The 22,410-nt window shown below is 43.8% G+C and carries 18 protein-coding genes; 14 read left to right on the forward strand and 4 right to left on the reverse strand.

Features of this window, described 5'->3' with window-relative positions; translation table 11 throughout:
• Positions 1-54: 54 nt before the first annotated feature.
• Together FFM74_RS02235 and FFM74_RS02240 are read left to right on the forward strand one after the other, a co-directional pair.
• A complete protein-coding gene (locus tag FFM74_RS02235; protein WP_223877137.1) occupies positions 55-1,386 on the forward strand; it encodes a PTS transporter subunit EIIC in 1,332 nt (443 codons plus the stop codon).
• Positions 1,376-2,239, forward strand: coding sequence for an alpha/beta hydrolase (locus tag FFM74_RS02240; protein ID WP_137624995.1), 864 nt, complete (start codon positions 1,376-1,378; stop codon positions 2,237-2,239). The genes FFM74_RS02235 and FFM74_RS02240 overlap by 11 nt, the downstream gene beginning before the upstream one ends.
• Positions 2,240-2,429: 190 nt before the next feature.
• Here the strand turns inward: FFM74_RS02240 and FFM74_RS02245 are convergent, their stop codons facing one another.
• Entirely contained in the window at positions 2,430-2,633 is a 204-nt protein-coding gene (locus FFM74_RS02245; RefSeq protein WP_137624996.1) for a hypothetical protein, read from the reverse strand.
• Between the two features lie 193 nt (positions 2,634-2,826).
• On the opposite strand from FFM74_RS02245, the gene FFM74_RS02250 reads away from it, so the two are divergent.
• Complete coding sequence (locus FFM74_RS02250; protein ID WP_137624997.1) at positions 2,827-3,273, forward strand: hypothetical protein; 447 nt, start codon at positions 2,827-2,829, stop codon at positions 3,271-3,273.
• A gap of 462 nt (positions 3,274-3,735) precedes the next feature.
• Positions 3,736-4,299, forward strand: a complete 564-nt coding sequence (locus FFM74_RS02255) for a hypothetical protein (RefSeq protein WP_137624998.1) — start codon at positions 3,736-3,738, stop codon at positions 4,297-4,299.
• A gap of 85 nt (positions 4,300-4,384) precedes the next feature.
• On the opposite strand, the gene gdhA is transcribed toward FFM74_RS02255, so the two are convergent.
• A complete protein-coding gene (gene gdhA / locus FFM74_RS02260; protein WP_171000628.1) occupies positions 4,385-5,740 on the reverse strand; it encodes an NADP-specific glutamate dehydrogenase in 1,356 nt (451 codons plus the stop codon).
• A 245-nt stretch (positions 5,741-5,985) separates the two neighbouring features.
• Between gdhA and FFM74_RS02265 the strand changes: the two genes are divergently transcribed.
• Entirely contained in the window at positions 5,986-6,885 is a 900-nt protein-coding gene (locus tag FFM74_RS02265; RefSeq protein ID WP_137625000.1) for a serine hydrolase domain-containing protein, read from the forward strand.
• Here the strand turns inward: FFM74_RS02265 and FFM74_RS02270 are convergent.
• Positions 6,882-7,907 carry an IS30 family transposase gene (locus FFM74_RS02270; protein ID WP_010622496.1) on the reverse strand — a complete coding sequence of 342 codons (1,026 nt, stop codon included), beginning with the start codon at positions 7,905-7,907 and terminating at the stop codon, positions 6,882-6,884. The two genes, FFM74_RS02265 and FFM74_RS02270, sit on opposite strands and share 4 nt — an antisense overlap.
• A 73-nt stretch (positions 7,908-7,980) precedes the next feature.
• Between FFM74_RS02270 and FFM74_RS02275 the strand changes: the two genes are divergently transcribed.
• The 4 genes from FFM74_RS02275 to wecB all read left to right on the forward strand — a co-directional run bounded on the left by FFM74_RS02275 (position 7,981) and on the right by wecB (position 13,645).
• Positions 7,981-8,307 (forward strand): hypothetical protein, encoded by a 327-nt coding sequence (locus tag FFM74_RS02275; protein ID WP_137625001.1) that lies wholly within the window; start codon positions 7,981-7,983, stop codon positions 8,305-8,307.
• A gap of 17 nt (positions 8,308-8,324) precedes the next feature.
• Positions 8,325-9,878 carry a serine hydrolase domain-containing protein gene (locus FFM74_RS02280; RefSeq protein WP_137625002.1) on the forward strand — a complete coding sequence of 518 codons (1,554 nt, stop codon included), beginning with the start codon at positions 8,325-8,327 and terminating at the stop codon, positions 9,876-9,878.
• Positions 9,879-9,994: 116 nt separating this feature from the next.
• The gene (locus FFM74_RS02285; RefSeq protein ID WP_137625003.1) at positions 9,995-12,247 is read left to right on the forward strand and encodes a serine hydrolase domain-containing protein; all 2,253 of its coding nucleotides are present in this window, start codon (positions 9,995-9,997) and stop codon (positions 12,245-12,247) included.
• Between the two features lie 276 nt (positions 12,248-12,523).
• A complete protein-coding gene (wecB, locus tag FFM74_RS02290; RefSeq protein ID WP_137625004.1) occupies positions 12,524-13,645 on the forward strand; it encodes a non-hydrolyzing UDP-N-acetylglucosamine 2-epimerase in 1,122 nt (373 codons plus the stop codon).
• 46 nt (positions 13,646-13,691) lie between these two features.
• On the opposite strand, the gene FFM74_RS02295 is transcribed toward wecB, so the two are convergent.
• Positions 13,692-14,633, reverse strand: a complete 942-nt coding sequence (locus FFM74_RS02295; protein WP_137625005.1) for a glycosyltransferase family 2 protein — start codon at positions 14,631-14,633, stop codon at positions 13,692-13,694.
• Positions 14,634-14,756: 123 nt separating this feature from the next.
• On the opposite strand from FFM74_RS02295, the gene FFM74_RS02300 reads away from it, so the two are divergent.
• The 5 genes from FFM74_RS02300 to FFM74_RS02320 all read left to right on the forward strand — a co-directional run bounded on the left by FFM74_RS02300 (position 14,757) and on the right by FFM74_RS02320 (position 22,389).
• Positions 14,757-15,665, forward strand: a complete 909-nt coding sequence (locus FFM74_RS02300) for a YihY/virulence factor BrkB family protein (protein WP_137625006.1) — start codon at positions 14,757-14,759, stop codon at positions 15,663-15,665.
• A gap of 100 nt (positions 15,666-15,765) precedes the next feature.
• A complete protein-coding gene (locus FFM74_RS02305; protein WP_137625007.1) occupies positions 15,766-17,319 on the forward strand; it encodes a glycosyltransferase family protein in 1,554 nt (517 codons plus the stop codon).
• Positions 17,320-17,370: 51 nt separating this feature from the next.
• A complete protein-coding gene (locus FFM74_RS02310; RefSeq protein WP_137625008.1) occupies positions 17,371-18,933 on the forward strand; it encodes a glycosyltransferase family protein in 1,563 nt (520 codons plus the stop codon).
• A 244-nt stretch (positions 18,934-19,177) separates the two neighbouring features.
• On the forward strand, positions 19,178-20,743 hold the full coding sequence (locus FFM74_RS02315) for a glycosyltransferase family protein (RefSeq protein WP_137625009.1): 1,566 nt from the start codon (positions 19,178-19,180) through the stop codon (positions 20,741-20,743).
• Positions 20,740-22,389, forward strand: coding sequence for a glycosyltransferase family protein (locus tag FFM74_RS02320; protein ID WP_137625010.1), 1,650 nt, complete (start codon positions 20,740-20,742; stop codon positions 22,387-22,389). Before FFM74_RS02315 ends, FFM74_RS02320 begins: the two co-directional genes overlap by 4 nt.
• Positions 22,390-22,410: the final 21 nt, after the last annotated feature.

The following is a 22,410-nucleotide window of genomic DNA, read 5'->3' on the forward strand; positions in this document are numbered from 1 at the left end:
TTAAAGTAAGTCTAGTCGCCAATTGACGGTTGAGCGTGTATATTATCATTAGGTATGTCATTTGAGGGGACGAGTGTGATCAAACAAATTGCAAATCAATTATTAAAGTGGGAAGCGTGGCTCAACCAGCGGCGCTATTTCCACGCACTACGAGATACCTTAACGTTACTGTTTCCATTTGTGTTAATTGGCGCTTTTATTAATATTTTTAATCAAGCAATTTTTCATAAAAATGGTTTTTTAGCGCAAATCTATCACTTGAGCAGCTGGTTTCCAGGATTCAAGTCGCTGATGACTTACACGACCATGTTGAGCGCAACTGTCAATGGCGTGATTGCCGTGGTTGCGGCATTTACCGCTGCTAATTTTGCGGCGCGCGCGCTAAAACGTGATAATTTGTTGGCTGGTTTAACTGCGGCCGTGAGTTTTTGTCTGCTGAATTTTAATTACGCGGCGTTCACGAAGCAAGGTCAAGGCGCTAGCTCACAATTCCTAGAACAGAATTTAGGATCGCAAGGTATTTTTCTCGCGCTACTCGTGGGATTAATCACCGGCTGGTTATTCAACCATTTAACGTTCAAACCGCATTCACACCAATTGATTGAAACGCGTCGCCATTTACTGAACCGCGCGCAAGAAAATTGGTTGCCAATGACCGTCACGTTAGTTGTTTTCAGTCTTCTGAGCTACGGCATTAGCTTTGTCAGTAAAAATGGACTCAATGGGTTGTTTTACAGTGCGTTCCGTTCACCGTTCGTCAATCCAGGGAGCGTCTTTTTAAATATTGTGAGCGTGACCTTGTTGAGTAACTTTTTCTGGGTCATCGGAATCATTGGACCGATTGATTTTAGCGGGAATAGTTCGGTGAGCACCGTCCAAAATTTGGAGTATGCCTTGCAGCATGGTTCGGCCTGGGGCGCCCCCAACCCGATCACGTTGCATACGGTCTTTGACAGCTTTGCCAATGTCGGGGGTCCTGGGATGACCTTGGCCTTAATTATTGCCATTTTGTGGCGCTCACACAACGCGGACTTTCGGACTGTCGCGAAAGCCAGTTGGTTACCAAGTTTATTTAACTTTAATCAACCACTGCTAGTTGGGTTGCCAATCATGTTTAGCCCAATTTTGGCGATCCCGTTCTTATTAGCGCCAATGGCCAGTCTGTTGATTACCTGGGGCGCGTTAAAACTGTCATTCATGCCACCGGTGGTTTATCCGGTGGAGCGGACCATGCCTGGATTTTTAGTTGGCTGGTTAGGTACTGGCGGCGATTGGCGCGCCTTATTGGTCAGCTTGATAAATTTAGCGGTGGCAACCGCGATCTATTTGCCATTTATTCTGTTAGAGAACCGATCAATGGAAGGGGGACGGACAGATGAAGCGTAATTGGTGGCGATGGTGTCTAGGTCTGATCGTCTTGATTGGCGTTTGCTGGCCGGCCTATACTTGGTCAAAGGCGAACATTAAATCACTCAAAACTGCTGGGCGAACTCGGATGGCGCCAGTAATCATGGTGCCAGGGTCGAGCGCAAGCCAGAACCGGTTTGATGATTTGATTACTGAGTTAGGAAAAGAAACGCCACAGCAACATAGCGTTTTGAAATTAACTGTTCAGACCAATGGTAAAATTAAATATAGTGGCAATATTGGGCGCAATGACAATCAACCCTTTATTATTGTGGCATTTGCAAATAATAAGGATGGCAAGGCCAATATTGATCAACAAGCTGTTTGGTTGAACGATGCCTTCAAGGACTTGGTGAAGACGTATAAATTTAATCATTTTCGGGCACTGGGACATTCGAATGGTGGGCTAATTTGGACGCTCTTCTTGGAACGTTATCTTAAACAATCGCCCAAGGTCCACATTGACCGATTGATGACGATTGCGGCGCCATTTAATATGGAATCGACGAGTACCACGGCCAAAACGAGCATGTTCAATGAACTTTATGAGTATCGAACAGGTCTCCCAAATGGGCTGACAGCTTATTCGATCGCGGGAACCGAGAATTATACGAGCGATGGCACCGTGCCATATAACAGTGTTAACTTTGGCAAATATATCTTCCAAGATGAAATCAAGCATTTTACGGAAATTACAGTCACTGGGGCGAATACTGCCCATTCTGATTTACCGCAGAACAAGCAAATTGTTAGCTTGATTCGTCAATATCTCTTGGATGAAAATGTGCCAAGTAAGCTTCGGAAACAAAATCAACAACAATTGAAAAATTAAGCAAAAACGCCGATCAAGAGTGGGACAAAAGGCGGGTTGCTACCGAGCATAGCCTAGGGAACCGGATGATTGGGGCTTTCAATCGTTCGGTTCCCGTAGCTCTGTTGCATCCGTGTCTTTCGTTCCACGTTTCGACTATTAATATTCGGAGTTACAAAAAGAGTCTGGGGTTTTGCCCCAGACTCCTTGATTAGCGATGGCGCGTGGTTCGATGGCGCCTAACAACGGTGACTTTGTGTTGTTGCTTGGCTGGGCGCTTGACCTTTAAACGCAGGCGCATCATTGGTCGCGCTGCGGGTCGGCGTACGGCCATGGCGGTCAGGGGCGGTGTGACGGCCAAAGATGCGGTAAGTCCTAAAACTAAGCCGATAATGCCAACTTTTTTTAACTTCATCGCGGTTGTCCCCCTTATTTAGGTGATTCAAGATTATCGTTTAGGCGGTGGCCGGTCAATAGCTAGTGGCTAATTATTTACCAAACTTTTACGTGACGTTAATAAAGAATTAACGAAAACCGGCGAAATTTGATTGTATTTTGACAGGCTTTCCTTTAAGGTGAAGATATTAACAAAAAGGGAGTTACTCAACATGAATATTGAAATCTTAAACTCAGCGATTCAAGATCTTCATTTCCAAATCGTTTATGATCGAGACGAATCAAAAGATGAACCTGGCAAGGGCCAATTTAGTTATACGCCCGCTAATCCAGATGTTAAGAAGACTTTTGGCGATGATGTCGTTCAGGCACAACTAGAAGTGACTTATAAGGAAGACATGTATGATCTTTCTGCCACGGTCTTCGCGATTGTTCGCCTCAGTGGTGAAATGGTTGGCATTATCGAACGTCAATCAGGCGACAAAAAGGTTGAAGATGACGAACAGGCGATGTTAGATAATTTGAACAATGCCATCATCCCAGCACTTTCTGCCAAAGCACGGGCCTATGCTGCCTTGCTATCCACTGAAGCTAGCAACTTTGCCATTATGCCAGCCGATTTTGATAACCAACAAGCTAACGATCCAGAAGCAGAATAATTGATTCAGCGATTAAAGTAGCGACTTACAAGCAATTGTAGGTCGTTTTTTGAGTTAATTAGTTGTGCAAGTAAACTTAATTTTTAGTTTGTGTAACCGTTAACAAGAGTGATATAATAAACCTAAGCCTAGATAAGAACTGTTAGCTTGCATTGGTATCAGTTGGAAGTGTCAAAAGGTTTTTGGAGGGTTTGCAATTATCGAATTGGTTCGTCGCGCCAAAATGGTTTTGTCAAAGTTGGGGGTGACGGTTTGAGTGAAGTTGAGCCGTCAGCACACATACTTTTTCATTTCACAAATGCGCACATAGAATTGACAACCAAACGACGATCAAGTAAACGGTGCAAGATTACGGATTCAGCGTAATTTTGACACCGTTTTTTAGTGGCTTCAGCGATGGTGCCAAAATAGCTGAAAACTGAAACGTGAAAGCGTATACTAACGGTGAGGGGAGTGACCGACATGTTTAAACCAATGGCATCCGTTTTTACGAATCATCAAATCGCCGGACATTACCGGGCGATTGATCGTGCTCAAAAATGTATCGTCCCATTTCATTTTGAAATTCAAGGGGTTGAATATCCAAAACCAGCACCAGAACGTAATTGGCTCCGTCGCTTATCGGGGACTCGTAGTGAAAAGTATGCGGTTGTTGAATTGACGCCAACTAAAGTTGTACTTTGGTCACCAGAGCAACGCAATTTAGGTGAGATGGCGTTGTCCGACGTGAAGTTGATTCAAGTTGGCGCAATTCGTTGGCACGTAACACAAGGCCTTGATCCACGCCACGCTTTTCGCGCCACCATTTTTGTTGTCACTGACAAAGGCAATTATTATTTTGCCAATTCTGATATGGAAGTTTTGCCAGCTATTTTCAAATTTGCACACACGCATGGTATTCCAGTTGAAGATCCACTACGTTTATTGCCATTATTGAAGTTAGGCTGGAAAGTCGCTGCGGTGACATTGCATGAGACCTATGCCCAGCTCGCAGCACATACCGGCTACCCAAATTCTAAAGTATAAAATTAGTTATAGCGAACATTATCAAAAAAGAACCATTTGTCGGTCAAATTAATGACTAACAAATGGTTCTTTTTAATGGGTACTGTTAAACGAGACCTTGTGCCATCATCGCATCGGCAACTTTTGTGAAGCCAGCGATGTTGGCGCCACTCAGATAGTCGCCACTTACTTGATAGTTATCCGCGGCGGCTACGGATTGTGCAAAGATATTTTGCATAATTTGCTTCAAACGGGCATCGACTTCATCGAATGTCCAGCTCAAACGCATGCTATTTTGACTCATTTCGAGCGCTGAAACGGCTACGCCACCAGCATTGGCAGCTTTCGCTGGGCCATACAAGACATCTGCTGCTTGATAGGCGGCAATGGCTTCTGGGGTGCTAGGCATATTGGCCCCTTCAGCGACGGCCTTGGTACCGTTTGAAATAACGATTTGCGCCTTGTCAGCGTCGATTTCGTTTTGCGTGGCACATGGTAAGGCAATATCGTAGGCCAACTTAGCTGTCCAAACGGAACCGTCATGATAAGTCGCAGTTTCAACCCGAGCGGCGTAGTCTTTGATGCGGCCACGTTCAACTTCCTTAATTTGCTTGACGAGGTCAAAGTTGATGCCGTTTTCGTCAATTACGTAGCCGTTCGAGTCAGAACAAGTAATGACCTTACCGCCTAATTCAGTGACTTTTTGAATGGCATAGATCGCGACGTTCCCAGCGCCAGAAATTGCGACTCGTTGACCAGCAAATGAGAGCTGGTTGGCTTTGAGCATCTCATCAGTGTAGTAAGCTAGGCCATAACCGGTGGCTTCTGTTCTGGCGAGTGAGCCACCGTAGGACAGCCCCTTGCCAGTTAACACGCCACGATCAGCGCCACGTAAACGTTTGTATTGACCATAAAGGTAGCCAATTTCACGACCACCGACACCAATATCACCTGCGGGTACGTCGGTATCTAAACCAATATATTTACTGAGTTCGGTCATGAAGCTTTGGCAAAAGCGCATGATTTCATTGTCTGACTTGCCTTTAGGATCAAAGTCAGAACCACCTTTCCCGCCACCAATTGGTAAGCCGGTTAAAGCATTTTTGAAGATTTGTTCGAAACCTAAGAATTTGACGATACTCAAGTTCACGGAAGGGTGGAGTCGCAAGCCGCCTTTGTACGGGCCAATCGCGGAATTAAATTGAACTCGGAAACCGCGGTTAACGCGAGCATGACCAGCATCATCCAGCCAAGGAACCCGGAATTGAATGACTCGTTCTGGTTCGGTCAAACGTTCCAAAATGTTGGCGTCAATGTATTCTGGATGAGCTTCAAAAACTGGCGTCATCGTTTTGAAGAAGTCATGGACGGCCTCCAAAAATTCGGGTTGATTTGGATCACGATGTTCAATGACTTGATAGACAGTTTGTAAATAATCGGTAGCTTTACTCAATATAATCATCCTTCCATTAATATGTATATGTTAACTATGATTCATATTCTAATGGTTTTGTTCGTTAATTGCACGAGTTAAATTGACTAACTTTCCGTGAGATTTTAGTGATAATGCTATATTTTGATGAAAATAATAATATTTACATATTGAATCATAAATAGTCGTTCGGTGGCCTAACATTGGTTTGGTTTTACGTGCATTTTTTTCGCGACCGTCGTATTCTTGCCGCATAAAGATTGGGGGGGATCATCATGAAACGTCAAGGATTAGTGATCACGGCGGTGATTGGGCTGATCGTAGCTGTTGGCCTTGGGACTTGGACGGTTAAGCAGGTCGCGGCGACTAAAGCGACCCACGAAACCGTCGACAGTGCGTCGATTGTCGTCAAAAAAACGGCACCACAACATCGCGCGGGCAATTATACGAAGGCACAGGCGCTGGCAAAGATTGATACGTTGATGAAAAATGCGCATATTATGGGAACCCTGCTGATTACTAATAATGGTCCAGCCGGGGTGATGACGCGGTCATACGGCTATGCGGATGTTGCGAGTGCCAAGAAAAACAGTGCTGATGAAGTCTATCCGTTAGCCTCCCTCCAAAAGGCCATCACGGGGACGGTGATTCAAGGCTTGATCAATCAAGGAAAATTGACCATGACGACACGCTTGAGTCGATATTTTCCGCAGATCCCGTATGCTAAAAATATTACCATTCGTGAGTTATTAGATCATCGTTCTGGCTTAAGGATGGGGGAACCAGTTCCGGCCAGCATTCTGCCTAACGAAGCCGCCGAAGTGGCGTATACCGTCTCCCATTTAACGTCAACGAATAACCACGCTTTCGCGTATTCAAATGCGAATTTTACGATGCTGGCCGGGGTAATCAGAAAAGTTACCGGTAAATCTTATCAGACGAATGTGCGTAATATTATTTTAAAACCACTAGCAATGCACCACACTTATGATTATAATCAAATACCTATCAATGTGATTGATCCGAACTCCTATCAATTGACGAAAGGCTATTCGCAAAGCGCAGTGATCTCAAAACCGTTGCAGTCAAGTGAATTAGGCGCTGGTAGTTTATATAGTAGTGTTGCCCGAATTGTCAAATCAAGTGCAACAACCAACCATGAAGATAAACATTAAGATGTCAGTGATTTCTGAAACAGACTGGCGGCAGTCTTATAGTCAAGAATTCGGCGATGCTTTTGATTCAGTGCAGTTTGAATTTGAGTAATTGTGGCTACTGTGAAATTGTACAGTGATTGGCCCTTAGGAATGTACTCACGGATTAATCCATTTTGATTTTCATTACTACCGCGCTCCCAAGGTGCAGATGGATGAGTAAAGTAAATCTTAGGACCCTTGATTTGGTTTAACAGCTTGAACTCAGAACCATTATCAAATGTGATTGATTTGAAGCTCTTCGCGCTTTTATCAATTAACTGCTGTAGATAAGCTAAACATGTTGTGGCGTGATAGTTGGGAATCTTCACAATAATCTCATAACGCGTTTTACGTTCGGTTAGCGTCATTAATGCTGGTTCGCTCGCTTTTCGCTTTCCTTTGACCAGATCACCCTCCCAGTGACCAAAACTTTGGCGTTGATTGACCGAAGCGGGTCGCTGCTCAATTGATGTTCCAGCTAATCGTTTATTAATACGTGCGTGGCCATGGTGGTTGCCCTTAACATGGCGTTTGAGCTTAGCCGGTAGGTCAATGTTTTGAATATCCAGACGTCCTTGATCAATATACCGATAGACCGTAGGTGTCGAAGGGCAAGGTTTATCTGGATACATCTGTTTAAAGGCATTGATAAAGCTATCAATACTTTCACTACGTGGACGTTGCTTAAGGGTCTTAATTAACATCGCAAAAAATAGCCAACACCGTTTTAAAAGGCCCTTAGAATGGCACTTTTGACGTTTTTGATCGTGAAATAGCTGACTGGTGTCCGCATAGTAAAGATAAACGAATTGGTAATCGTAACGACGTTGTTGGACAAGGCCACGCTTGATTTCACGAGAGATAGTGCTACGACTACGGTGTAGTCGATGAGCAATTTCTGCCTGTGATTTTTCTGCTCTTAGGTAGGCTTCAATCTCACCTCGTTCTTCTGGGGTTAGTTGTTGGTAATGTTTAACAGTGCTAGACTTGGGTTGGGTCATGGAGATGTCCTTTCTTTTGAGTTGTGTCACTTAAAGTTTAGGTCTCCATGGCCTATTTGTATAATTTTATCTGTTGCACTTAGATTTTAAATCCGGCTATAGTAGTGTTGGCGATTATTATAAATTTATTCATGCGTTGTTTACTGGCAAGCTGGTCGGCAAGGCTGGGTTTGATGAATTAGCTGCAGATCAAAAAATAAGTTACGCCGGTGGCATTTATTATCTTGGACACGGCAATGTGCGGATCGGTGGGAGTGACAATTCGTTTCAAACGTACTACATGGGTACGGTGGACGCTAAAATTGGGGTCGTCTTATTCGATAATCAAGGCGTCTTTGATGGGGATAACAGCGTTGGCTTTGCCATTCAAGCTATTTTGGCAAAATCAGATCCATTTTAAATTTTGGGGGTGACAGGATGGGACTTAAACGTATTGGCATTGGAGGACTGAGCCTGTTACTAGGCTTATTGCTCTGGCCAATTAGCTGTCACGAGTCCTTGGCGAAAGTGGTTTACGTGACGATTCCAACGGCGACTGTCAGGACCGTCGCGAAAGTTCCAATGGCAAATCAATCAGCTGATCCTAAGCAGACGGTTGACTTGCCGGCCGGACAGCTCTATTTAGGCACTTTACACGCGAATTATTTGAAAACGCGTTACTTGCGGTTGACCACCTTAGCTGGTCAACGCTTGGGCTGGGTGGCACGTCAATCCGTGCACGTCTTGACGACTATCCCCGCAAAAAGTCAGTTACAACAGTGGTCATCACAAAATTTGAATGGTCGTTTGCGTTTAGGCCAAGCGGCGACGCACGTCGTGGTCACGGCTGGTGGGCCGATTGGAACGGTCAAAGCCAAAAATTCTTGGACCAAATCAGCGGAACAATTGACTCGTCCAGAATTTCAAGTGATTCGCCGCGTTCAAACACCGATGGGCCGGTATTATTTGTTGCAACGTAATCAGCACAATTACGGTTGGGTGTCGGCAGCGTCATTTCATTATGAAACGACATCATTTCAACAAATTAGTGCGACGACTTGGCGCAGAATTGATCAATTAATTAAGGCCCAAGGAATTCAGGGGACATTGCTGGTCGCTCAGGCGGGCAAAGCACAGCCCAACATTCGAAGTTATGGCTTAGCAGATCGGCAGACTAGACGACCGAATGCCGCCGCGACCGTTTATCCAATTGCGTCATTACAAAAGGCGATGACCGGTGTGATGATTGGTCAATTGATTGCGCAGCACCGCTTGAGTTTGCAGACGACCCTTAAATCCTTTTATCCGCAGTTAAAAGGGGCGTCACAAATTACCATTCAGCAATTATTGAATCATACCTCAGGGATTTGGATGCCCGAGGTTGCGCCGCCAAAAAGTTTGTCCGAAGCGGCGGCAATTCGGTGGAACCTGCAGCATTTGACGAGTACTGGAGAACATCGCTGGCACTATTGCAGTGCAAACTATACGTTACTAGCGGGGATCATTCGCCAAGCGACGGGCAAATCCTATGCGACCAATTTAACACAGCGAATTTTGCGGCCAGCTGGCATGACGCAGACCATGACTTGGAATCAATTTGGTCCGGAAAAGGTGGCCACGCCATATTTGCCAGATGGCACTCCGGCGACAATTTCCACGCCGTTGCTTTCAAGTGAACTAGGAGCCGGCGATATTGGAACAACTGTGACTGACTACTTTCGGTTCGTAGCGGCCTTTAATCAAGGCGTATTTCTGTCAACGGCAATGCAGCGTCAGCTAACAGCCGTTCGAACGAATACATACGCGGCCGGGTTATATTATGGGACGGATGGCGCGCAACATGCCACTGGTTTTGATAATAATATTAGCAATTTTTATAGTCGCTCTGCAGCGGGGGATGCGACGGTGGTCTTGTTTATGAATCAAGGCAACCACTATCGCGCGAAGCTGTTAGTCCATGAAATTATGACCCTCATCGAATCAAGTCGGTAAGCACTGGCTTGATTTTTTTATTTGGTTTGTCAGATTAACGAGTTATTAATAATGAGTGACTTTTAATTTAATAGCGACTAAACTTGCCGCAATCAAAAGATGAGGGGGAGATTTTGATGCGACGGATACAATTGATTGGGCTTATTGGGGGATTGAGTTTACTTGTCACTGGGCCAATAACTGCGACTGCGGCGAGCAAAGTCAGCTATGTCAGGATTAAAACGATGTCGGGGCGGTTGGCGGTATATTCGCGGTTGCCACGCGAAGCGCAGCGGCGTCCTAGCGTACAAGCAAGAAAGGTTTCAGCGACACAAGTTTTTAGAGTCGTACAGCAACGATCGGGCTATTTGTCCTTGGCACATCTTGGCTGGGTCGCACAAGCTGCGACGGTTAAATTAACCCATGTCAACTCGACTGGCAATTTGTCGATTTTCAGGCAACGGTCATTTAACGCCCAGCTAGCGAGTTTGGACGGGCGGTCACAACTTGAGCTGACGACTAATGGGCCAGTCGCCACACAGTCGCGGACGGCTTATCAACTATTGCGAGCGCAACAATTACGACGCGAACCAATCAAGGCCAGTAAAGTTGCCTGGACTGATTTTGGTGAGTTTTACTGGTTACAGGGCCGACATGTCGCTGGCTGGGTCAATGCGACGCAAGTAAAGCTAAAAACGCCCGTCACTCGGAAAACGGTGAAAGTGACTAAGCCGGCGATTAAACCGATTGCCAAGCACGCTAAGCCGACTAAAAAAGTGATTAGGGTTCACGCTAAAGCTGTCAGCCAGCGGAAAACGGCCAAGGTCAAAGTTGTGACTCGGCCGACAGCTGAGGCGAAGGCCAGAGTATCGCGACCGATTAACACTGGTAGGGTGACTTCTAGAACAACGGTAGTCAAAAAGACGGCAACCGTGGTTGTCAAACGACCGACAGATCCGGTGGTAAGGACGACCGCGAAATCAGATAACCAAAAGTCGATAGCGAAGCCAACGACGCCAGTCACAGCCAACAAAACCACGCGTCCTAAGACAACCACGACTGGCGTCAAGCCGGGCACGTCAGCGACGGTTCAACAGCCACAACCGACAGTGGCTAAAAAGGTGCCAGCTGTGACCAGCCAGCAAACCACGACCACAACCGCAACGGTGCCTGCTAAATCAGCCACGCAACAGTTGTCCTCAACGACAAAGCCTGCCCAGACACAACCGACTCAGACAAGTATGGCAGCTACTGTAAAACCAACTGTGGCAACAACAGCTAAACAAACGAGCTCGAAACCGGCAACCGCGAAACCGGCAACCGCGAAACCGGCAACCGCGAAGTCGGCAACTACAAATCCGATAACCACAAAGCCAGTATCGACTAAGCCGACGACCAAGGTCACAACTGCGGCACCAGTCGCCTTGTCCGCGACGATGGCGAAAGTGAACGCAATCATGACCCAAAATCATTTTATGGGCACGTTATTGGTTACGAATACCGGTCCCAGTGGGGTGAAGATTCAAGCTTATGGTGATGCCAATGTCGCCAATAAAGTTGCGAATACGGCAACAGAGGCCTACCCGTTAGCGTCGTTACAAAAGGCAGTCACAGGAGCGTTAGTCCAACAATTGATTAATAGCGGCAAACTGACTATGGCGACGACATTGACGAAGTTTTATCCAACGTTGCCTTACGCGTCCCAGATTACGATTCGCCAATTATTGGACCACACGTCGGGGATTCGAATGGGTGAACCAGTGCCAGCGACCGTTTTACCAGATGAAGCTGCCGCGTTGGCGTTCACGTTGAGTCATTTGACCTCGACCAATCAACATGTCTGGAGCTACTCCAATGCGAACTTCACCTTACTTGCAGGAATTATTAGCCAAGTGACGGGGCACTCTTATTGGAACAATGTGCAAACGGGCATTATTGCGCCGTTGAATCTTAAAAATATGTATTTGTATAATCAAGTTCCGGGTAATGTGATTACGCCGGCATCGTATACTTATGAACCTGCTGGGTCGAAGAAAGATAACATTTCGCTAGCCTTGCTTTCTAGCGAGTTAGGCTGTGGGAATCTCTATGCCAGCGTTGGCGACTATTACACGGTCATCGACAGCTTATTATCTGGTAAACTTGATGGGCAGGCAGGGATCGCACAATTGGCCGATAATTATGCCTTGCAGTATTCTGGTGGTATTTATTATCAGGCCGGAAATTTAGTACGGATTGGTGGCGCGGATAATTCGTTCCATACCGTCTACGTTGGGTCTAATGACGGTCGGGTTGGTGTGGTCCTCTTCACCAATCAAAGTGGCTGGACGGCGGCAAACAACGCTGCCAAGCAAATTTTACAATTAGTGTCAGATAATAAACAGTTATAAGGGTGTTAAAGAGTGGGGCAAAAGGCGGGTTGCTACCGAGCATAGCCTAGGAAATCGGATGATTGGGACTTTCAATCGTTCGGTTTCCGTAGCTCTGTTGCATCCGTGCCTTTTGCGCCACGTTTCGACTACAAATATTCAGAGCTACAAACTGAGTCTGGGGTTTTGCACCCAGACTTTTTTTAGGACTTTTTTAAATTGACGGAAAAGTTAGCGACATCACGGGTTTAACGTTATGATAGAACTAATCAGATTCTTGTAGAAAGTGTGTGGACGATGACGAAAAAATTAAAGGTAATGACGATTTTTGGCACCCGGCCCGAAGCAATCAAAATGGCCCCAATCGTGTTGCAACTGCAACAACAGACGGATAAGTTTATCCCGATTACCGTTGTGACGGCGCAACACCGTGAGATGCTTGATCAAGTGTTGGCGATTTTTAAGCTTAAACCAGATTACGACTTAAACATTATGCAACCGAATCAGACGCTCGCTGGGATTACCAGTCGGGTGCTGACGAAGTTGGATGTGATTATGGCCGAAGCCCAGCCGGATATTGTGCTTGTTCACGGCGATACAACAACAACTTTTGCCGCCAGCGTCTCGGCATTTTATCATCAAATTCCGGTTGGACATGTCGAAGCCGGCTTGCGCACCTGGGACAAATATTCGCCATACCCGGAAGAGATGAATCGGCAATTGACGGATGTCTTGGCTGATTTGTACTTTGCGCCGACGACATTGAGCAAAACCAATCTGTTAAAGGAACATCATCCGGCCGAGCAAATTGCTGTGACTGGCAATACCGCAATTGACGCGTTGGCCCAGACGGTGAGTGAAACTTATCACCATGCTGCCTTAGATCTCGTTCAACCTGGGCATCGCATGATTTTGCTCACGATGCATCGCCGCGAAAATCAAGGTGCCCCAATGGAAACTGTTTTTAAGACGATTAAGTCAGTCGTTGCGACTCACCCAGATGTTGAGGTCGTGTATCCCGTTCATTTGAGTCCAGCGGTGCAAACGGTGGCGAAACGGATTTTAGGCCATACCGACCGGATTCATTTGATCGACCCATTAGACGTCGTTGATTTTCATAATTTATCTGCGCGTAGTTACTTCATCATGACGGATTCAGGTGGCGTCCAAGAAGAAGCCCCATCCCTCAATAAACCCGTGCTAGTTTTGCGGGAGACGACTGAGCGGCCAGAAGGGGTGACTGCCGGGACGCTGAAATTGGTTGGTACTGATGCGGCGACTGTCCGCTCCGCAATGGAAACATTGTTGGACGATCCCGCCGAATATGCCCAGATGGCGGCCGCCAAGAATCCTTACGGTGATGGTCATGCCGCGGAATATATTTTAAAGGCGGTTTGGAAACATTTTAATCACGAATAATAAAAAGCCCGTCGTAATTTTGATGAAATTACGACGGGCTATTTGATTATTTCTTTTCTTGAACGATATAAAGTGGTCGATGTTTGGTTTCTAAGTAAATCTTACCAATATAGTTGCCAATGATGCCAAGGCAGAATAATTGGATGCCGCCGATAAATAGTAACAGGGTGACCATTGAGGCCCAGCCACCAACGCTATCACCAAACATGAGTTTTCGAATAATGACGAAAATCATGCCAATGACGGCGATAAAAGCAAATAGCCCACCAATAAAAGTGGCAATCTTTAATGGGACGTCTGAAAAGTCAATGATCCCTTCAATCGAGTAATTGACCAATTGCCAGAAAGACCAATGCGTTTCGCCGGCAGAGCGAGGGGCGTTTTCGAATTTTAAGTAGGTTGTTCTAAAGCCGACCCAGTTGAAGATACCTTTGGAAAAACGATTGTATTCTGGCATAGCTAAAATGGCATCAACCATTTGCCGGGTCATCAAACGGTAATCACGGGCGTTCGGGATAATTTGAACTTTCGAGATTTTATTAATGACTGAGTAGAAGGCCCGTGAGAAAAAGGAACGAATGACTGGTTCGCCTTTACGATCTTCCCGCATAGTGCCGACACAATCGAAGTCACCGCTCTCTAAGGTCGTCAACATTTTTGGCAATAGTTCAGGGGGATCTTGTAAATCGACGTCCATTACCGCGATGTAATCACCCTCGGCATGTTGCAGTCCAGCGGCTAGTCCGGCCTCTTTACCAAAATTTCTTGAAAACGAGACATAGTGGACGACATCGGGATGCGCGGTATTTAATTTTCGAAATTCAGCTAAAGTCCCATCACTGGAGCCATCATTAATAAATAAATATTCATGATGAATGTCTTTAAATTCGTCAGGATGGTCATTGAAGACTTTTTCAACAGTGTTATAAAAGATTTCAATTGTTGGCTCTTCGTTGTAGCAGGGCACAATTAAACTCATGGTTTTCATAAATTAGTTATCTCCTAAGTCCATTTTTGAACACTTATTAGCTTACCACATCGGAATAAAGATGTTTCAATTTTCAAACCATTGTATAATTGACAATACTAAGTTAACTATTGGAGAAGCAACATGAAATTAAAGGAACGTTACCCCAAGACAGCTAAATGGCTTGAAATTATTATTCGACGATATAACCAAGCTAACGTTAGTAATAATGCGATAGTTTTAGCTTACTATGCGTTGATGTCAATTGCACCAATTATTTTGATTATCGGGAATATCGTGGCGCGTTTTAATCTACAGACGCGCCAGATTTTGGCGTACGCCCAAGAATTTATTCCAAGTAACATCTATGCGACCATCAAACCGATTCTGTTATCATTCTTATCATCAAGTGGGAGTGGGAGTTTGTCAATTGGGATTGTCGTAACCATCTGGTCTGCGTCACAAATTATTGCGGCGATTCGGCGGAGCTTAAATGAAGCGTATGGCGTGACCAGTTCGCAGGGGGCCATCGTGACGCGCTTAATGGCCTTCTTATTAACGTTAGGACTGTTACTCCTAATCGTTGGCCTGTCGATCTTCTTCACCTTGAGTCAAGTGGTGATGGATGCGATTTTGAGTCTAACCAATACGTCGGCCGCCTTTATTCCAAAATGGTGGGCGCGATTGTTGGCGAATAAGAACTTGATTACCTTTGTCGGGATGTTTATGTTAGCGATGTTGTTGTATTATTTTGTGCCGAATGCGGCGGTGAAGTTGCGCTATGTCTGGATTGGGTCGCTAGTGACGACGCTTGGGTGGATTGTGATTTCCCAAGGGTTTCGCTTGTATGTTGAACTCTTTGCCAAACGCGTGACGTCGTATCAAACGATCGGAAGTTTGATTGTTTTGATGTTCTGGTTGAATTTTTCCGGCATGCTGCTGATGTTTGGCGGGGTCGTCAATGCCTCGGTGCAAGAGTGGTTCGAACACACGATTGAGCCGAAGTCGCCACGAGTGATGCGGCGGCTACGGCGACAATTTAAGCGAAAATGAATAAATTGGCTATTTTTTTCTGGGAGTTAGTCTGATATGCTTGTAGGCGCATGTGTTCTTAAATAATTATCGTTAAATAATAGATATTGGGGTAATTGAAATGCATCAGGATCGTGTTAAAAAAATTAGTAATGTTCTGGTCAATTTATTTTTAATCCCATTGGTGGTAGTTGCACTATTGGGGTCACTAGCGTTGATCGTGCCGGCCTTTCAAGGTATGAGCGGGCTAGCAATTAAGCTAGTGACTGGACTAGGCGTTATCGGCTTGGTGATTGCGATCAGTCAACCAGTCCGACAGGCTTGTCGCAAACTAGTCACGGGTCTTTATGCAAAGGGTTATCCGCACCGCCGAGTCCTCATGTGGGTCGTAATTATTCTGACATTGTGTTGGCAATTAGCGGTTATTTACCTCCTTTCTGGTCAAAACGCCTATGATACTGGGAAAATTATGGATGCGGCCATTAATGGTGCTCAGGCACATCGGACGTATTTCTCGTTGAATCAAAATACCTTGATGCTGTTATTTCTAGAGCGCGGCTTTTGGTTTATGACGGGTCGACCAAGTCTATCGACCTTTGTCGTGTATGCCAACGTCATTAATTTGATCTTAATTGATAGTGGCTTTTGGCTATTAGCACATTCGGTCAAGCGATTATTTGGCAAGCAACACCAAGCCGTCTTAGTTGTGATTGGCGAGTTGTTGTTCTTATTATCACCGTGGGTCGCAGTGCCGTATACGGATACCTGGGCGTTCTTTTTGACGGCCGCAATTGTCGCGATTGGTGTTAGTTATTTTAACAGTAGCAAGACTTGGCAAAAATACGTCTGGGCCGTACTCATGGGCTTGACGGTAACGATGGCCTATCTGCTAAAGCCTTCCGTCGTGATTGCGCTAGCCGCATTTTGTTTGATTGGATTGTTCCGGCTTATCAACAATCACCATTTTCGACCGCGACTAGTTGTGCTCATCAGTACGTTGTTAGTCGTGATTGGTTTTGGGGCCAGTTTTACCGCGTATAAAAGTTTTATCCAACATCAAGACTTTGTCACCATTGATAAAAAAATGGGTCATCCGATGATTCATTTTATTGCCATTGGGATGCATGGCACCGGCGCATACAATTATCCAGACGCAGAATTAGATGTCACGATAAAGTCGCCCAAGAAGCGTCAGCAGGCGAATGTAAAGTTAATAAAAGAACGAATTAAAGGGTTTCATGGCTGGCCGAATTATCAAAGGTTTATTACGAAAAAACAAGTCAATAATATTGCTGACGGAACTTTTGCTTGGGGTACGGATGTCCAGATTGATACGAATCAGGCCAATAGTCATGTCCGTAATCAAACGATTATTAGAAGACTGTTCGCAAAACAGGGACAGACGCGTGGGAATACTTACGAGTATCGCTTTATCGCACAACTTGTCTGGAGTGTTTGCTTGGGCTTGATCTTGTTTACGGTTGGTTCGGAAACTTGGTGTGTCCAATTCTTCAAATACGGCGTCGTTGGCTTTATGTTATTCCTGCTCATATTTGAAGGTGGCCGTAGTCGCTATGTTGTCCAATTCTTACCCTTGATGATGGTTTTGGCAACGGTAGGGGCGGTCAACCTGATGACCAGAATACGTTCGCATCAGGCATTAAAGAGAGATTGATTGAGGACAGTGTGATCATTGCTGTCTCAGAATTTGTATGGGGGTTTTGAAATGAAACATTGGCAACTAAAAAACGTCAGTAATGGCTTAGTTAATTTATTTTTTATTCCATTGATTTTAATCACATTGCTTGGCGGGGCACCATTAATCTTAGCTAACTTTCAAGGGCTAAGTAGCATTGGGATCAAAGTCGTAGATGTGATTGGCTTAATACTAATACTGGCTTTAATTTGTGCACCGGTTCGTCACGCCATCAGTAAGTGGTCGCGGCCAGTTGTTCAGCTCGTGAAACGCTATCGACGGCCATTATTGTGGGTACTAATCGTTGGCACATTATTGTGGCAAGTTGCCGTTGTTTGGTTGTTGTCGGGCTTTAGTGCTTGGGATCCTGGCAAGATCATTCTAGCTGCGATTGGACAACTGCCAAACCCATCACCGTATTTTTCAAATTATCCGAATACGGTCTTCTTACTACTGTTAGAACGTGGCATTTGGCTCGTGAGTGGTCAACCGAAGCTACAAACGTTTATCGTGATTTTGAACTTTATCAATATCATCTTGATTGACAGTGGCGTGCTGATGTTGCGCGCAGTCGCAAAACGTTGGTTCGGTAAGCAACAAGCAATCCTCTTGGTCGTAGTGAGCTGGGTATTGATTGTGATGGCACCTTGGATTGCCATGCCATATTCTGATACTTGGGCGTTCTTTTTAGCGTCGTTGTGTTTGTTTTTGGGTAATTGTTTAGTTAACTCGCATCGCTGGGGTTACCGCGCAATTTTGGCAGTTGGTTTGGGGATCGCGATTATTCTTGGCTATTACATTAAACCGTCGTTAATTATTATTACAATCGCGGCTCTGATTGTGCTGGTCTTTAAAGCGATTGAACAGCCGAAAAAGCTGTTTAATCGGACGGTGTTATTGAGTGCTTGTTTGGTTATCGTTGGGGTGGGCGCTGGTGTGTTGTTTGATCATGCAATGATTGCGCATCAGGATTCAGTTAAAATTGATTCTACGCAAGCACATCCATTGACTCATTTTGTGGCCATGGGAATGTATGGTAATGGTGGCTTTCATCGTGATGATGCGGTGATGGATTATTTCATTAAGTCACCGACTGTACGTAATCAGGCCAATGTTAAATTAATTCATCAGCGTTTCAGAGCGTTTAACGGGTTGACGAATTATGAAAAGTTCTTGGTCCGAAAACAAATTAATAATACCGCTGATGGGTCATTCGGTTGGGGACAAGAAGGTCAGTTCTTACTGACAAATAAGCCTAACAATAAGAAATTGAATCATACCATCGTTCGTCGGCTATTTGCCAAGCATGGGACGGCGCAAACGAATAATTTTGAATATCGGTTTGTAGCACAATTGGTATGGATGGCAGTGCTAGTGGCATTATTCTTTACAATTAGCTTATCTGATTGGAAAGTTCAACTTTTAAAGTACGGGGTTGTTGGCTTCATGCTATTCTTACTAATATTTGAAGGTGGCCGCAGTCGTTATGTCATTCAATTTTTGCCACTGATTTTGGTATTGGCGAGTGTTGGGGGGACACGACTAATGAATATGTTGAACCGACATGGCTCACTGGATAGGCTTAAGTATTAGATAAGAAATGAATGATAGTGCTTTCTTGAAGTGTGTATTTTTAGATGATGTTTCGGATACACTTGATGATGGTCGTAGTCGCTCAAAAAGGCAATATATAATAACGCGTACGACAGTTCACAAAGCTAGATTGTGGATTACAATATTTAGCGTGGTTGAAATAACTGTGAACATAAGATTATTTACAATTGGTAGATTTAGAAAACGTTAGTCGTAGCAGACTAACCGTACATAGGAGTTGAATATGCAAAGATTAAGACGATTTAGTAGTGGTTTTGTTGATTTTTTCTTCATTCCGTTTGTTTTGGTGTCGTTTTTAGGTAGTTTAACGTTAATTTTAAGTAATTTTCAGGGATTGAGCAGTACTGGTATAAAAGTAGTAGCCATTGTGTTCTTTGGCATGATGTGCTACACGGTTTGTGCTCCGATCCGTCAATACATGAATCGTGTTTTTAAGCGGTTATTGAAAATAATTAATGAGCATCGAACGGCATTTTTAGCTGGACTGATTGTTGTCACGTTGCTTTGGCAAGTTGCCGTTGTGTTTTTGGTATCTGGAAGAAGCATCTGGGATCCGGATATTATTACAAAAACTGCGATGAGAGATCTTTCATCAGGAATGGCGCCAGATTATTTTTCAGTCAATCCGAATACGCTGCTGTTATTATTTTTAGAACATGGATTATGGCTAATCAGTGGTCGACTTGAGTTTGAGAATTTTATCATTTTTTTAAATCTTGTAAATGTATTTTTGATTGACAGTGCAGTATTGATGGTGGGAAGGGTAGCTGGACATTGGTTTGGGAAAACTTCTAAAAAAATATTATTGATGACAAGTTGGGGACTAATGGTAATGTCACCGTGGGTTGCATTACCATATTCTGATACATGGGCGTTCTTTGTCACTGCATTGGGCTTATTTCTTGGTGATTGTTTACTTCGGAACAAAATGATTAGTAGAAAATATTTGTTTGCTGTTAGTCTGGGATTGCTCATTATTTTTGGATATTACCTAAAACCATCACTAGTAATTACAGTTTTTGCGGCGGTAATAGTTTTGTCCTTTATAGTATTTGAAAATGCGAAAATTATTTTCAAGCGAACAGTATGGATAGGATTGTGCTGGATGTTGCTAGGTGCTGGAATAGGAGTGACTGCGTATCAAATTACTCTAAACCGGCAGAATTTAGTCACTTTTACAGCTGGAAAAGCACATCCGCTTTGGCATTTTATGGCAATGGGAATGCAGGGAAATGGCGCATTTTATGAACCGGATGTTGTTATGGACACACATATAAAATCACCAGTTGCACGTAAAAAAGCAAATCTTAAACTGGTTCATGAACGTTTTAAGGCATTCCATGGTTTGACAAATTATGAAAAGTTTTTAGTACAAAAACAGATTAGCAATACGGCTGACGGGTCATTTAGTTGGGGACAAGATGGGACGTTTATCATTACGAATCATGCCGATAGTGCTAGGCTCAACAATACTTTAATTCGACGATTATTTGCAAAAAATGGGATTGTTCAGGTTAATAATTTTGAATACCGGTTTATAGTGCAATTAATTTGGTGTGGTGTATTATTTATGTTGCTGTTTACAATAGGTGTTGATGATTGGAAGGTTCAATTCCTAAAATATGGGATGGTTGGTTTCATGTTGTTCTTACTGTTATTTGAGGGTGGGCGTAGTCGCTATCTGATCCAATTCTTGCCATTAACTTTGTTACTCGGATCAATTGGTGGTAAACGATTGCTTTTAGAAGTTAAAAAGTTGAGCTTATCGAAAAATATTCAGAAGTTTTGAATTATGGTAAAGTGAAAATACACAACTCTAGGTTAGATAAATCATATTTGTCAGTAAATTTAATAGATGAAATCAGCCGCGTAGCCTTTGGAGGAGTCATTGGAATGAGACGTCAACAAATCAAGAAAATTAGTAATGGCATGATTAATATATTTTTGATACCACTAACTTTGATTGCTCTTTTAGGTGGGATTCAGTTAGTTCTAAGCAATTTTCAAAGCCTGAGCAGGACTGGTTTTATAATTGTGAGTTCAGTGCTTTTAGCAATCCTAGTGTATATTATCAGTTTACCCATACGAAAATTAATAAATCGTTGCTGGAAGTGTTTGTTATGGTATATACGAAAACACAAAGTCCCATTTCTTTTGAGTTTAACTGTTGTGACAATTATGTGGCAACTTGCAGTAGTCTTTTTGTTGTCTGGAACCGGTGGTTGGGATCCTTATACAATAATGAGTACAGCAATAAGGCAAATTTCACCAAGTGTTGCCTCTATGTATTTTTCGTTGTCACCAAACACACTGTTGTTAACCTTTATAGAGCATGGTTTGTGGTTGATTAGTGGGCAGCCACAGTTACATTATTTTGTTGTGTTATTAAATGTCGTTAATATAATTTTAATCGATAGTGCAGTCCTAATGAGTGCCGTGGTGGTTAAACACTGGTTCGGGCGGCAATATGAAAAATTATTGATTGTGATGAGTTGGGTGCTTTTTGTAGTTTCTCCATGGATTGCGATTCCGTACACGGATAATTGGGCCTATTTTCTGACCGCACTGTTGCTATATGTTGGTGATGTGTACGGACGTTGTCAATATAAGTATTCGAGATATATGCTGGCAGCAGGGATAGGATTTATTATTATTTTTGCATATTTCATGAAACCTTCACTGGTTATCACAGTTTTAGCTGCTGGTATTGTTTATATTTTAAAGTTGATGGTTGACGGAAAAAATATGATTAATCGAACACTAATCATTAGCTTTGCCCTAATATTAGTAGGTGGTGGAATTGGACTCACAATTCATAAAACGATTGTGGCGCGACAAGACTTAGTAAGCATCAAACCGGGACGTGCCCATCCGCTGGTCCATTTTATGGCAATGGGTATGAAAGGTAGTGGGGCTTTTTATGCTCCTGATGTAGCATTAGATGAGCAAATTAAGTCTCCATCTGCTCGGAAAAAGGCTGACGTGAAGTTGCTTATAGAAAGATTTAAAGATTTTCATGGATTAAGTAATTACGGCAAGTTTTTGGCGCAGAAGCAGATTAACAATGTATCTGATGGTTCATTTGGTTGGGGACTAGAAGGTGGCTTTCTAACTACCAATGAATCTAATAATGAAAAACTCAATCGCACATTAATTAGGCGACTATTCGCGAAAGATGGTGTGGTTCAAGTTAATAATTTTGAATATCGTTTTTATGCTCAATTGATTTGGTGCGGTGTTTTGGCAAATTTATTGTTTACAATTTCTACAGACCGATGGCGAGTTCAGTTTTTGAAGTATAGTGTCGTAGGTTTCATGCTATTTTTGTTGTTATTTGAAGGTGGACGTAGTCGCTATGTGATTCAATTTCTACCCTTGATTTTTATGCTGGCAACGGTTGGCGGTGTGAGATTAATTTCCAGGTTGAAGCGATAGTTGTTTCTGAAACTGCAATAT

Source organism: Lactiplantibacillus pingfangensis, assembly GCF_005404945.1.
GTDB lineage: Bacteria > Bacillota > Bacilli > Lactobacillales > Lactobacillaceae > Lactiplantibacillus > Lactiplantibacillus pingfangensis.